Here is a 14159-nt window from a genome sequence, read left to right on the forward strand (position 1 = left end):
TTCATCTAATTGAATCCAAAAATGATCAACAACTACCTATTAAAAGGGTCTGTGATTGCCGCATTCTTTTTTCAGAGCGGTCTTTTCGGGCAGACACTTATCCATTACTGGAATTTTAACGATAATACTTCTGCAGCTACAGTTACTACACCTGCTTCTACATTGGTGAACGGTTCTCTTGCAGCTATAGCCGGAGGGACAAGTGTTATTGATTTTGCAGGAGGTACCGGACAGAATTTTAACCTGCAAAATTTAAATGCAAGAAACGGTGATGGTTCCGGAACCCACTTAAGATTTAATAATCCGATTGGAGGAGCTTTACAGTTTAACCTTCCTACAACGGGTTATAATAATATCATTGTTAAATTCACTACCAGAAGATCCGGCCAGGGAGCAGGAACACAAACATGGTCTTATTCCACAGATGGAACTACTTATGTACAGTTCCAGACTGTGAATCCTCAGGATGCCGATCCGCAACTGGCTACATTGGATTTTTCCGCTATACAGGGAGCCAATAACAACCCTAACTTTAAATTAAAAGTAGAATTTTCCGCAACGGGAGGTGGAACAGGAGGAAATAACCGTTTTGACAACTTTACGGTAGATGCCACTCCTGCGGGAAACGTTGATACTACTCCACCAACAGTCACTTATCTGCCTGCCAATAGTACTAATAACGCTTCAACGACTGTAAATCCTACGTTATCTTTTAATGAAAATGTAAGATTAACAGATAATTCCGCAATCAATAATTCCAATGCACAGAATCTTGTAGATTTCCGTCTGGGAAATGCTGCAGGTACACAAGTGCCGTTCACTACAACTTTCAGTAGCAATACTATCACTGTAATTCCTGCTTCCGGACTTGTGCCGGGACAGACTTATTATCTGGCCCTTAAACCCAATATGGTTGAAGATTTCAGTGATAATGGGATAACAGCTGTTACTTCGAGCACTTTTACCACTGCCGGAACAGCAATTTCTTTAGAGAAGAATTTCATCAAAGTGAATGAAAATGCCGGAAACCTTGCATTAAAAATCAATATAACCAATCCTTCAACCTCTTCGGTGAACCTTGTTGTAAAACCAGCACCTTTCAGTACAGCTGACAGCAATGATTTTACACTGGCCAATCAGACTATTAACATCACTCCATCTACAACGAGTTACACCGTCAATATTCCGATTATTGATGACACAGTGGCAGAACAACAGGCAGAATATTTTGTGGTAAGTCTTGAAAATCCTGTTGGAGCAACTATTTCAGGAGACCATTCTGCAACGGTTTATATTGTAGATAATGACAAGCCGGCTCCGGTTCCTTCCCAACAGATCCAACTGAATTATCTTCTAAGTTTTGATCCTTCAGGAAATAATAACAGTTCAACAGAAATTGTAGTTCATGATCCGTCCACACAACGTTTATTCACAATCAGCTCGATCACGGATGTATTTGATATTATTGATTTCAGTAATCCTTCAATACCTTCAGTCATAAAAACAGTGAATATGGCTCCTTATGGCGGTATCACAAGTATCGCTGTGAAAAACGGAATCATTGCTGCTGCATCTCCTAATACTGATCCTCAGCAAAATGGATCTGTAGTATTTTTTGACATCAACGGAAATTTCCTGAAGCAGGTAATTGTGGGAGCTTTGCCAGACATGGTAACATTCTCTCCTGATGGAACAAAAGTAGTTACAGCCAATGAAGGTGAACCTAATGATGCTTATACAGTAGATCCTGAAGGAACCATCAGTATTATAGATATTTCCGGAGGTGTTGGAAATCTTACCCAAAATAATGTAACGACTCTTAATTTCAATAGTTTTGATTCTCAGGTAGCTGCATTAACAGCTACCGGTTTAAGAAAAGTAAGAACGAATAATACCCTTTCTCAGGATCTGGAACCGGAATATGTGACCATCAGTGCCGACAGTCAGAAAGCATGGGTAACGCTTCAGGAGAACAACGCCATTGCTGAGATTAACCTGGCAACCAAAACGATCACAGGAATCTGGGGATTGGGCAAAAAAGACATGAATCTTCCAGGTAACGGATTTGATGCTTCTGACAATAATGGTGAGGTTCTAATCGCCAACTGGCCGGTAAAAGCGTATTATGTACCGGATGCCGTACAAAATTATAAGGTAGGAAACACCAACTATATCGTAACGGCTAATGAAGGTGACGAAAAAGATCTATCAGGATATAGTGAAAGAACGACTGTGGGAGCAAATACTTATATTTTAGATCCTGTATTGTTCCCGAATGCCAATATTCTAAAAGCTTCCTATAACCTTGGAAGATTCAGGGTTTCATCTGCTACAGGAAATACGGATGGAGATTCGGAGTTTGAAGAAATGGCAGCTTTAGGAGCCCGTTCGTTCTCTATTTTCAATGCAGACACTAAACAGATTGTATATGACAGCGGAGATCAGTTTGAAAGATATATTTCAGCTTATCACCCTTTGATTTTCAATGCCGATAATGAATCCAACGGTACTAAAAACAGAAGCCGTGCTAAAGGTCCTGAGCCGGAAGGAGTAGCATTAGGAAAGATCAATGGGCAGACGTATGCTTTCATCACGCTGGAAAGAACCGGAGGTGTTATGGTTTATAATATTACGGATCCTGATAACCCTACGTTTACAGATTACAAACATTCCCGTTCTACTTCAGCATACGGAGGAGACAATGGTCCGGAAGGAATCATTTACATTGCTCCTGAAAATACGACAACCAATAAAGGCTACGTGATTATCGCCAATGAAATCAGCGGAACTCTATCCATGTATGAAGTCGCTACACCAGCTACGCTTGGAACAGGTGAAATAAAAACTGAGCAGGCGACCTTTACTATATTCCCAAATCCTGTCAACAAAGGAAATACGCTTTATTTCAACAGAAAACAGGATTACGAATTGTACGATATGTCCGGAAAATTGATCGGAAAGGAAAAGAATGCTTTAACAATCAATACTTCTACTCTTTCTACAGGAGTTTATCTGGTAAAAACGTCAGAGGGACAGATCAGGAGAGTCATTATAAAGTAAACATATATTACAGTATACCATTCTATTTGAAGCTTCGGATTTTCCGGAGCTTTTTTATTTACGAATAAAAATGATTAGTTTTAAACTTTTATAACCTCAATGAAAACACAATTAGAAAATATTATTCAGCAAGTCTGGCATAAAGAAAAACGAAATCTTTTTACTTTTCTTACCGGTGCAGGAATCTCATCAGACAGCGGCATTCCTACCTATCGTGGAATAGATGGAATCTGGGTAAAAGGAACCCAGTTTCACAAACCTGAAGAATTCGGGACTTTACGTTATTTCAAACAACATCCGGAAGAAGTTCTGCAATATTCTCTTTTCAGAAAAAAAATGTTTGAAAATGCTTCCCCCAACGAAAGTCATTTTGAACTGGTAGCTATTGAAAACCAGCTTCAGGACAGATTTCATCTGATTACCCAGAATATCGACAACCTTCATCGTCGTTCCGGAAGCGAAAGAATCTATGAAATTCATGGGAACAACCGGGAAATCAAATGTTCAAACGGATGTAAAGAGATTCTTAATTTACCATTGGAAATAAATGGAAAAGATCTGGATGAAGACCTCACTGCGAAAGATAAGGAACTTTTGACCTGTGCTCATTGCGGACATTGGATGCGTCCGAATATTTTATGGTTTGATGAATATTATGATGAAAAAACCAATAAGAAATTCAGTGCCCTTAAAATTGCGAAAAACAGTGGTATTCTCTTTATTGTTGGTACTTCCGGAGCAACAAGCCTTCCTATTGCCATTGCCGAAACAGCACTCAAATATGGAGCCTTCATCGTAGATATCAATACAGAAGATAATCATTTTACGGATCTGATCAGAAATAAAAAGAATGCTTTAATCATCCGGGAAAAATCTACCGAAATATTAAACGTGATTAAGGAGATTATTACAAAAACAGTTTCCTAAATCAATCTCATTATTTAAGATGATTTAACTTTTAAAATTCTTAAAAAAAGCATTTTATATCTATATTTATCCTGAACAAAAACCCAATTCACAATGAAAAATATTAAAACTGCAGGAATTCTTGTAATCCTGTTACTAGGAACAGGAACTGCTTTCTCACAATCCAGAAAAACAGAATCTACCAAAGGCGTAGAAAAAACAGAAGGTAATAAAGTGGTACATGTAGAAGGTGTAGGACATACACTCAATTATACTCTCAGCGGAGGTGTTGTTGAGGTAGAAGGCGGTGATAACAAGCTTACGGTAAAAGGGAGTGCAAAAAAAATTACAGTCTCCGGAACAGGTAATATCGTATACATTGATAAAGTGGACAAAATATCCATGGAAGGTGGTGATAACACCGTTTACTACAGGACTTCAGGAACAAAATCCGGAAAACCAGATGTTTCTATTGAAGGAGTAGGAAACAAAGTTGTAAAACAATAAAAATATTTTTAGAAGACGAATTGCATGTTTGGATTTGCATTAGATGCAGGAGATGATCCTAAAATTATTACACTTATAGAAGAGGTAAAAAATATTGAAGGATCTAATCCTATTACTTATAAAAAAATAAGGTTGGTTCATGTTCATAACATTCCCAGCCTTATTTATGCTATAAAAAAAGCCACTAAAATTTATCAGAATAATGGTTTCATTTACAACCTTAATCAGGAAAACAATATTATAACAGGTACTTTTATCAGCAATATAAAAATAAGCAAATCCAAAAAAAATATTATTCTAACGGGTTTTGCATGGACCAACCCTAAAGGATATCAAAAAGCCATGGATATGAAACTCAAGAATGAAATGAGTGAAAAAAATATCTGGAAAAGCTTTAGAAAAGACGAACTTCAGGGATGGCTTGTGTATGCTTTACACTCTTGTAAACCTGAAATAATCAGAGAGGATGTTAAGATTCAGATTGATGGAAACGAATTTCACAGCTTAGACGGTTTTTTCTGTACATTGGGTGAGGAAATACATGGAGTTTCAGGATATTTCGGACGTAACATATATTCTCTGGATGACTGCCTGCGTGGAGATTTTGGAATAAAGTCCTTCTCAGAACTGAATTGGCGTAATCATAAAAGGAGTAAAAAATTACTGAAAACAAAGTTTAAACAAATCGTTGAGATTTTTGAAGATCATAATATCAAAGTTCTCCTGAACTGATTTTATCATCGGAAACCTGACGGGTTTTAAAAACCCGTCAGGTTTGGTCACTAAGCTTAATCAAACTTCTTGTTATTAATACAAATAAAAAGACAGGCTTTTTTAAAGGCCTGTCTTTTAAAAATATCTCAGATATAATTGTACACCGGGTCATTAAACTCACAAATTTTCGAAACAATTTGGGGATTTACATCTTGCTCATTATTAAGAAAATCATGCTTACAAAAAATCATATTTGTGATCTTTTCCAAATAAAAATTTCAACCTAATTTATCATATTATCTGTATCTTTGTATAATAATTACACATTTGACAGTAAAATCATTTTACGGTTAAAAAAACACAAACCCAGAGAAATCATGAAAAAAGTACTATTACTCTCATTAAGCTTATCCTTTAGCCTATGCTTTTCCCAAGTAGGAATCAATACAAACTCTCCCACTGCAACTCTTGATGTTAAAGCATTAACGACAGCCACATCTCCTGCTATTGCCGAGGGATTAATTACTCCCCGATTATCAAGAGCTGACCTGATTGCTAAAGATGGGGCCTATAATTCCCCACAAACAGGTACATTAGTGTATGTATTGGATACAACAGGTACCCTTACGGTAAAAACAAACAATGTTACTACGCCCGGTTACTATTATTTTGACGGAACCATCTGGCAAAAAGTAATTACATCTGTTCCCAGCGATACCAGTTTATATAATACAGATGGTACGATACAAGCAAACCGTACTGTTGCAATGACTAATAAAACATTATCTTTTACAGCAAGCACGCCCAGTGTTAATCAATTTACTATTGACGGCACTACTTTTTCAGTAGATACGCAGAATGACAGAATTGGAGTTGGAACTTCCACACCTACTACTAAATTGGATATTAATGGTAATCTGAGAATTGGAACTGTTGTGAATTCAAATTCATCAACCAATGTTTCTACCTTAGTAAGAGATAATACTACCGGAGAGGTGAAACTTGCTGTTTCATCTACCGGAAATACTGCGACGATCAATTATATTGTTTATACAATATCCAATGTCCAGGGAGACTGGATTGCTAATTATGACACCAAAATAAGCACTACAGATTATACTGTGACAGTAGTAGGAAATAGTTTTAACAACTCTTTAAATACTAATAATACAGTGACACCTGCTACTTATGCTCCTGCAAATGTGTTTGCTTTTACCGCAGGTGGAACATGGCGTCTAGCAGCTGATTACTTATCCACAGCTCCTCCGGGCGGAATCAATGGAACCTGGACAATCTATTGTCTTGTTATCAATAATAGTATCCTTAAAACGCTTACACCAGTGTCTCAAAACTTAGGTGGAGCCAATAGCGGAGCAGCAGCTTCACCTCCCGCAGGATTATAATTTATATTTATTTCTTGAAAATATAACCAAAAATCTCAAGTATAAATTAATTTATGAAACCTGACGGGTTTTTAAAACCCGTCAGGTTTGGTCACTAAGCTTAACCAAACGTATTGTTATTAAAGCAAATAAAAAGACAGGCCTAAAAAAAAGCCTGTCTTTTTAAAAATATCTCAGATATAATTTTACTCTACGTTGATTACCTTTTCGATTTCCGGAGCATGTTGCTTGATTGTATTTTCAACACCCAGTTTCAAGGTTGAAAAGTTCAATGAACATCCGGAACAGTTACCTAAAAGTTTCACAAACACCTGATTATCTTTCACATCAATAAGCTCAATATCACCACCGTCTTTATTCAAAAACGGTCTGATGCTTTCCAGAGCTTCCATTACTCTTGTTACTGTATCTTCGTGCGTTATGTTTGTTTCCATATTTCTTCAGTTCAATTCGGTTTTTTCAAATTTTATTGAAATTATTATTATTTTGCTTTTGGTGAGCATCCCGCCATTGTGGAAATCTTCACTGCTTCAGTAGGAGGAAGATTTTTATTTCTTTCCACTAAACTTTCTACCATTTTTCTGGCAGTTTCGGTGTAGATATCTGCAATTTTAGATCCTTCCTGAAGTGCTGCCGGTCTTCCGACGTCTCCTGCTTCTCTGATGCTTTGGATCAAAGGAATTTCTCCCAATACCGGAATTCCAAGATCTTCAGCTAAATATTGTGCTCCCTGGTTTCCAAAGATATAATATTTATTGTCAGGAAGTTCTTCCGGTGTAAAATACGCCATATTTTCAATTAATCCAAGAACCGGAATGTTAATACTTTCCATCTGGAACATCGCAATCCCTTTTCTTACATCTGCCAGTGCAACATGCTGAGGTGTACTTACAATCACTGCTCCTGTTACCGGTACTTCCTGGATAATAGATAAGTGAATATCTCCTGTTCCCGGAGGAAGGTCAATTAATAAGAAATCCAGTTCTCCCCATGCAGCATCTCTGATCATCTGGTTCAATGCTTTTGAAGCCATAGGACCTCTCCACACTACAGCCTGATTAGCTCCTGAGAAGTATCCTATTGAAAGCATTTTAACCCCATAATTTTCGATAGGCTTCATCAGATTCTTACCATTTACTTCCACAGAAATTGGCTTTTGCCCCTCTGTATCAAACATGGTAGGAACTGAAGGACCATAGATATCAGCATCCAGTAATCCTACTTTAAATCCCATTTTTGCCAACGTTACTGCCATATTTGCAGAAACAGTAGATTTCCCTACTCCTCCTTTACCGGAAGCAATAGCGATAATATTTTGAATTCCCGGAATTTGTTTTCCTTTGATCTGACTTTGCTGAATTTCACTAGGCTCCGGAGAAACGATTTTAAGTTTTAAATGAATGTCTTCTCCAAACTCACTGGCAAAAGCCTGTTTCATAGCAGCCTCCAGTTTTTTCTTTTCGTGCATTGCAGGCGAATGAGCAGTCATGTCAATATAAACATCGTTACCCATAATCTGAAGATTATTCACCAAATCGTCTACTTCTATTTCTTTAAGGAATTCCTGAACCTTTTCTTTCGTCAACATATAAATATAAATTGTTTACAAATTTACGGATTTTTTCGGTAATTTAGAATCAATAAAATCTATAATATCAGGTGATAAATCAGATCGTTAAAAATTTCTTATTTCTGATTTTTTATCCTGACACCACACCCAACCTCAGAAAGCAATTGATATGAAAACGACTTCCTATCCTTCCAAATACGCACAGCCAAAAGGAATTTTTACCGTCGGAAAAACAAAATTCAAATGGTATGACCTCGCGAGTGATCCTTTGGAAGTTTCACAACAGGACATTGATAATGCCCAATGGTGCATTGAAAATGCTGAAGAAAATTTTAAAAACATCGATGATCTGGGATTTGTCATCATGCATCGCTGTGGAGAAAATTATCTCCTGTTAGTCTGCACATGGCGAAGTGAAAACGAATTATGGGAAAGCGTGTATTATGATGGTTCCGGAAAATTTGAAATATGGGACAGAAACAAAACCCATCTTCCGACTTACTGTGTCTGGGAAATGGGCATTGTCTATCATGAATCTCAGTCCTGGAAAAAATTTATCGGTTCCGGAAGAGAAGAAAAAGACAAAGAGGAATATCTCAATGATTTCTTTGAGGGAGAAGTGTAGAAATTTTCTGTATTGTCATAACCCATGCTGAATTTCCGGTTTCTGACGAAGGAAGAGATTCTTCATTCCACTTCGTTTCAATCAGAATGACATGCATCAAAAAATAATTTAAAGTCAGAGTATTAATTGGCTCTGTTTTTTTCATCAAACCTTACATTACGGTCCGTTCCTTTTACTTTTTTGTTTCCAAAAGTATAGGTTGCAGATACGGTAAGTCTTCTGGCGTCGTAGTAATTATTATAGGAATGCGTTCCTGTGGTATAATAAATTTCTCCCAGACTTTTGCCTTGCTTTAAGATATCTGAAACAAAAATATTCAGCTGAAGGTTCTTTTCCATAAGATTCAGTTTCACCCCTGAGGTAAGATTTCCTGCAAACTTCATATAGGAATTTCCGGAATTGGAAGGCAGACGGAACCAGTAATTCAGAATCAACTGTATTGTTTTACTTGGGTTGAGTGATATATTATTCTGAAAATCGAAATCATAACTGTTTCCTTTTCTGGCAAGAGCATCGGTTGCAAAAACATCCGTATTCATATAAGAATAATTGGCCGAGTAATTGGCTTCCCATTTTTTGAAAAAAGTATCTGAATAGTTAACGGAAACTCCCATGCTGTTCTGGTTGTAATAATTTTCAAAAGTACTTACCCTGTTTTCCCCTTTCAGAGTTGCCAATTGACTAAATGCTTCTACGGTTCTCTGAAAATAAGCTGATGCCGATAATTTTCCTTTATACACATAAGAAAGTTCAAAATTATGATTGATAGAAGGCTTCAGGAAAGGATTTCCTGTAAAATAAGAATTGATATTGGTATACCATCGGTAGGGATTGATCGCGCGGAATCCCGGTCTGTTGATTCTTTTGGAATAATTCAGGTTGAAAGTATGATTTTCATTACTTTTATAGCTGATATAGGCCGTTGGAAAAAATTTGCCGTAAGAATTTTCAGTCTGCTGTCCGGAAGTTAAAGAATTTCCGTTCACCACAGAATATTCGTAGCGTAAACCTGCTTTTGCAGACCATTTTTCGTTGAATGATCTTTCAAAACTGATATAAGCTGCATAATTTTTCTCATTATATTCAAACTCATTGCTTTTCAGAGGATCTGTAATATATTGTCCGTTCGTTAAGTTCTGATAAAATATACTGGAATTATTATCAAAATTCGTGAATTTCACCCCTGCTTCTGTCTTTGCAAACTGATAAGGCAATGTAAGATCTGCCTGCCCGGAATAAATTTTATAATCTACCATTGATGGCGATTTGATGACATACTGGTCTCCTGAGCTTTCTGTAGTGGTAAAATCAATCGTTGTTTCCGGAGTATTGGAAAAATAATTTCCTGTGATACTCAGCTTATTATCCTGTTTCCCGAATTTCAGATCATAATAAGCACTGGCCGTATGTTGTCTTCCTGTAGCTCTATGCTCCGCATCGGTGAGAAGTGTATTGGTATAAATTCCATTCTGGAAATAGTTTGAAGTATTCCTGATATCCATATTGGAATGTCCGAATCCGAAATCATAAATAAACCCGATATTGGACTTCTTGCTCAACTGATAATCCAGACTTACATTGGCGCCAAGCCCATCCCCGAAATCTCTTCTGTTATCATTGCTTTTAAGACCGTCTGCTCCTTCTATCCAATAGTTTTCGTAGGAATGTTTTTCATTTTTATTCTGTCTTAACTTTAATGAAGTACGCAGCTTTTCATTCTGATAATTCAATGTTACACTGTTTGAATTTCCCGTATACGTCTGCTGCTGAAGACTGGATGTTAAACTTCCACTCCATCCCAGATTCTGGTTTTTCTTTAAAACAATATTGATCAATCCACTATTTCCCTGCGCTTCATATTTGGCAGGAGGTGCTGTAATGACTTCAATTTTTTCTATATTTTCGGATCTGAGACTTTTCAGATAGGTAACCAGTTCTGCATCTGACAAATTCAGAATTCTATCGTTGATCATTACTGCCACTCCACTTTTCCCAACAATGGAAACGCCTGTATTATCATCTACTTTTACCAAAGGAGTTGTCGCAAGAGCATCCACAGCATCCATCCCCTGTGAGGCAACAGAATTGGAAACATTAAATACGAGTCTGTCTGCTTTTCTTTCAATCAGCTTTTTTCTGGCGGTAAGCGTTACCCCTTCGATTTGTCTTTCATTCTTTTTTTCAATAAAAAAGTCCTGTTTCACTGTTCCGTTAACAGCAATATCTTTATTGGATATTTCAATACCATCCTGGATAAGTCTGATATTATAGTTTCCGTTTTCTAAAAGTTTCAGGGAGTAATTTCCTTTTTCATCCGAAATAGCAGTCTGTTGCTTCTGATTTTTTACTGCAACCACTTCAACGTAAGGAACAGCATTTCCGGTTTGGGTGATCTTCCCGGTTATACTTTGGGCAAATGCAGCTACGGGCAACAGCATGATTACGGCTAGAACTATCTTCTTCATGAATTATATCGTTTTTAATAAGACAAACCGTAATCGACTTTTATTACATCACTTTTCCTGTTTTTCAATATCTTCGTTCTTTAAAATCAAAACATGAAAAAAGGGCTTATTATATTTTCCATCTGTATTACTCAGATCATTTCTGCACAGAATTATTCTCAATATGTCAATCCAATGATAGGAACCGGAGGCCATGGCCACACTTTTCCGGGGGCAATTGTCCCTTTTGGAATGGTACAGCTTTCTCCAGATACCAGAATTGACGGAAGCTGGGACGGATGCAGCGGATACCATTATTCAGATTCTGTGATCTATGGCTTTTCTCATACCCACCTGAATGGAACGGGAGTTTCAGATTACGGAGACATTATGCTGATGCCGACTATGGGAAATCCAAGCCTGAATAGCAAAGATTATTCATCAAAATTTTCGCATAAAAATGAAAAAGCAACAGCCGGTTTCTATGCTGTCAAATTAGATAAAAATAATATTGATGTTCGTCTTACAACGACCAAAAGAGTCGGTTATCACGAATACACCTTCAACAATGCAGGAAATGCCAATATCATTTTAGACCTCAACCACAGAGATAAGCTTCTGGAGGGTGAAGTAAAAATTATTGATGATAAAACGATTGAAGTTTTCAGAAGAAGTGAGGCTTGGGCTACCAACCAGTACATCTACGCGAGAATTGAGTTTTCAAAACCTATGGAAATTTCAAAAAAAGAGGTCAACGGAAAACAGGAAAACAATCTTTTTACGGGGACAAAACTTGCACTGGCATTTTCAGCTAACGTTAAAAAAGGAGAAAAGATCAATGTAAAGGTTTCTATTTCTCCTACTGGCTATGAAGGAGCAGGAAAAAATATGCTGGCAGAAGGACAATCAAAGGATTTTGAAGCAGTAAAAAAACAGGCCGAAACGAATTGGGATAAAGAACTTTCCAAAATTGAGGTGAAATCTGATGATAAAAACAAATTAGCCGTTTTTTATACCGCTCTTTATCATGTTTTCACACAACCCAACATCAATATGGATGTTGACGGAAAATACAGAGGCAGAGACAATAAGCTGTATACTGCCAATGGTTTTGATTATTACACCGTATTCTCACTTTGGGATACCTTCAGAGGTGCTCATCCGCTGATGACTTTAATTGATAGAAAAAGAACAGCCGATTTTATCAATACTTTCATTAAACAATATGAACAGGGAGGAAAACTTCCGGTATGGGAACTGGCTTCCAATGAAACGGAATGTATGATTGGCTACCACTCTGTTTCTGTGATTGCAGATGCTATGGCTAAGGGAATTCAGGGGTTTGATTACGAAAAGGCATTTCAGGCGGCAAAAGGTTCTGCCATGCAGGACATTTTTGGATTGAATGCCTACAAACAGAATAATTATATCAGCATAGACGACGAGCACGAAAGTGTTTCAAAAACCGTAGAATATGCCTATGACGACTGGTGTATTGCTCAGATGGCCAAAATTTTAGGCAAAAAAGAAGAGTATCAGTATTTCATGAAACGTTCTCAGAACTGGAAAAACCTTTACAATCCTAAATCAGGCTTTATGCAGCCGAGAAAAAACGGAAACTGGTATGAACCTTTTGATCCGAGAGAAGTCAATAACAATTATACGGAAGGAAACTCATGGCATTATTCTTATTCTGTACAGCAGGATATTCCGGGGCTTATTGCAGCGCATGGCGGGAAAGAAAAATTTGAACAGTTCATTGATGCTATTTTTACAGCACCTGATAAAACAACAGGAAGAGAACAAGTGGATATCACAGGATTGATGGGACAATACGCTCAAGGGAATGAACCCAGTCATCACATTGCTTATTTATACAATTTCGTAGATAAGCCTGAAAAAACAGATGCCAAAATCAAATACATCCTTGATAACTTCTATAAAAACACGCCTGACGGATTGATCGGAAATGAAGACTGCGGCCAGATGAGTGCATGGTATGTTTTAAGCTCCATGGGAATTTATTCTGTCACTCCGGGATTACCGGAATGGGAAACAACAACGCCTTATTTTGATGAAATTAAAATTCATCTTGAAGACGGTACTACAAGAACAATTACCAAAACTACCGGCAGAGCTGAACTTAAAAAACTGGGGTTCGAAAATGTAAAACCTGTTAAAGATTTTAAATATGCTGAACAAACCGCTTCACCAGTAATTGCTGCTGACAGAATCTTTGATTTTTCTACCAAAGTAGAAATCACACCATTGCATCCGAATGACAAAGTGTACTACATGACGATGGATGACAGTGACAGCAATAAAAGAAAGACGTTCTCTACTTATAAAGGACCATTCTCCATCACCAAAACCACTCAGGTAATGGCTTATGCTGAAAGAAACGGAGAAAAGAGTTCTGTAACCACTGCTCATTTCAACAGAAGACCTAATTATTGGGATATTAATATTCTGTCAAAAGTAACTCCACAGTACAGTGCTACCGGAAACCTGGCTCTTATTGACGGAATCAGAGGAGATGTGAACTGGAGAAAAGGGGAATGGCACGGATATCAGGGACAAAATTTTGAAGCAGTCATTGATTTTAAATCCCCTAAGAACATAAAATCATTATCTTCCACTTACCTTCAGGACAGCAGAGCCTGGATTCTGATGCCTAAAAAAGTAGAATATTATGCCTCCATGAACGGAAAAGATTTTGTCCTTCTGAAAACGGTTGACAATACTATTGATCCTAAGGATGAAAAAGTACAGATCAAAGACTTTTCAACAGAAATTCTTCCTACCGAAGCCCGATATATTAAAGTAAAAGCTTATTATTTCGGAAAACTTCCGGAATGGCATCAGGGAGCGGGCGGTGATGCTTATGTCTTTATTGATGAGATTGCTGTGAAGTAAAAAAACAAAAACAA

The 14159-nt window shown here is 37.3% G+C and carries 10 protein-coding genes; 7 read left to right on the forward strand and 3 right to left on the reverse strand.

Translation table 11 applies throughout. The annotated features are described in order from the left end of the window. The first annotated feature begins 21 nt into the window (after positions 1 to 21). The 5 genes from RAH34_RS01700 (at position 22) to RAH34_RS01720 (ending at position 6590) form a co-directional block, all read left to right on the forward strand. Positions 22 to 3060, forward strand: coding sequence for a choice-of-anchor I family protein (locus tag RAH34_RS01700; protein WP_306594954.1), 3039 nt, complete (start codon positions 22 to 24; stop codon positions 3058 to 3060). A gap of 99 nt (positions 3061 to 3159) precedes the next feature. Further along, entirely contained in the window at positions 3160 to 3987 is an 828-nt protein-coding gene (locus tag RAH34_RS01705) for a Sir2 family NAD-dependent protein deacetylase (protein WP_306594955.1), read from the forward strand. Positions 3988 to 4080: 93 nt separating this feature from the next. Further along, a complete protein-coding gene (locus RAH34_RS01710) occupies positions 4081 to 4473 on the forward strand; it encodes a DUF3060 domain-containing protein (protein ID WP_114820269.1) in 393 nt (130 codons plus the stop codon). A 24-nt stretch (positions 4474 to 4497) separates the two neighbouring features. After that, on the forward strand, positions 4498 to 5205 hold the full coding sequence (locus tag RAH34_RS01715; RefSeq protein ID WP_306594956.1) for a barstar family protein: 708 nt from the start codon (positions 4498 to 4500) through the stop codon (positions 5203 to 5205). Between the two features lie 359 nt (positions 5206 to 5564). After that, positions 5565 to 6590, forward strand: a complete 1026-nt coding sequence (locus RAH34_RS01720) for a hypothetical protein (protein WP_306594957.1) — start codon at positions 5565 to 5567, stop codon at positions 6588 to 6590. Positions 6591 to 6775: 185 nt separating this feature from the next. Here RAH34_RS01720 and RAH34_RS01725 read toward each other — a convergent pair whose 3' ends face one another. Together RAH34_RS01725 and RAH34_RS01730 are read right to left on the reverse strand one after the other, a co-directional pair. Then, the gene (locus RAH34_RS01725) at positions 6776 to 7024 is read right to left on the reverse strand and encodes a NifU family protein (RefSeq protein ID WP_002977212.1); all 249 of its coding nucleotides are present in this window, start codon (positions 7022 to 7024) and stop codon (positions 6776 to 6778) included. A gap of 47 nt (positions 7025 to 7071) precedes the next feature. Further along, positions 7072 to 8178: an Mrp/NBP35 family ATP-binding protein gene (locus RAH34_RS01730; RefSeq protein ID WP_062674106.1), complete on the reverse strand. Its 1107-nt coding sequence runs from the start codon at positions 8176 to 8178 to the stop codon at positions 7072 to 7074. 151 nt (positions 8179 to 8329) lie between these two features. Here RAH34_RS01730 and RAH34_RS01735 point away from each other — a divergent pair, with 151 nt between their 5' ends. After that, positions 8330 to 8785 carry a hypothetical protein gene (locus RAH34_RS01735; RefSeq protein ID WP_306594958.1) on the forward strand — a complete coding sequence of 152 codons (456 nt, stop codon included), beginning with the start codon at positions 8330 to 8332 and terminating at the stop codon, positions 8783 to 8785. 122 nt (positions 8786 to 8907) lie between these two features. Here RAH34_RS01735 and RAH34_RS01740 read toward each other — a convergent pair whose 3' ends face one another. Further along, positions 8908 to 11250, reverse strand: a complete 2343-nt coding sequence (locus RAH34_RS01740; RefSeq protein ID WP_306594959.1) for an outer membrane beta-barrel family protein — start codon at positions 11248 to 11250, stop codon at positions 8908 to 8910. Positions 11251 to 11343: 93 nt separating this feature from the next. Here RAH34_RS01740 and RAH34_RS01745 point away from each other — a divergent pair, with 93 nt between their 5' ends. After that, complete coding sequence (locus RAH34_RS01745; protein WP_306594960.1) at positions 11344 to 14145, forward strand: GH92 family glycosyl hydrolase; 2802 nt, start codon at positions 11344 to 11346, stop codon at positions 14143 to 14145. Positions 14146 to 14159: the final 14 nt, after the last annotated feature.

Origin of the sequence: Chryseobacterium sp. WLY505 (assembly GCF_030846215.1) — a bacterium.
GTDB lineage: Bacteria > Bacteroidota > Bacteroidia > Flavobacteriales > Weeksellaceae > Chryseobacterium.

What these genes read in the sequence shown, in the direction of transcription:
- RAH34_RS01700 (WP_306594954.1), top strand. Translation starts at nt 22, where the DNA reads ATGATCAACAACTACCTATTAAAAGGGTCTGTGATTGCCGCATTCTTT.
- RAH34_RS01740 (WP_306594959.1), bottom strand. Translation starts at nt 11,250, where the DNA reads ATGAAGAAGATAGTTCTAGCCGTAATCATGCTGTTGCCCGTAGCTGCA.
- RAH34_RS01710 (WP_114820269.1), top strand. Translation starts at nt 4,081, where the DNA reads ATGAAAAATATTAAAACTGCAGGAATTCTTGTAATCCTGTTACTAGGA.
- RAH34_RS01715 (WP_306594956.1), top strand. Translation starts at nt 4,498, where the DNA reads ATGTTTGGATTTGCATTAGATGCAGGAGATGATCCTAAAATTATTACA.
- RAH34_RS01725 (WP_002977212.1), bottom strand. Translation starts at nt 7,024, where the DNA reads ATGGAAACAAACATAACGCACGAAGATACAGTAACAAGAGTAATGGAA.
- RAH34_RS01745 (WP_306594960.1), top strand. Translation starts at nt 11,344, where the DNA reads ATGAAAAAAGGGCTTATTATATTTTCCATCTGTATTACTCAGATCATT.
- RAH34_RS01735 (WP_306594958.1), top strand. Translation starts at nt 8,330, where the DNA reads ATGAAAACGACTTCCTATCCTTCCAAATACGCACAGCCAAAAGGAATT.
- RAH34_RS01730 (WP_062674106.1), bottom strand. Translation starts at nt 8,178, where the DNA reads ATGTTGACGAAAGAAAAGGTTCAGGAATTCCTTAAAGAAATAGAAGTA.
- RAH34_RS01720 (WP_306594957.1), top strand. Translation starts at nt 5,565, where the DNA reads ATGAAAAAAGTACTATTACTCTCATTAAGCTTATCCTTTAGCCTATGC.
- RAH34_RS01705 (WP_306594955.1), top strand. Translation starts at nt 3,160, where the DNA reads ATGAAAACACAATTAGAAAATATTATTCAGCAAGTCTGGCATAAAGAA.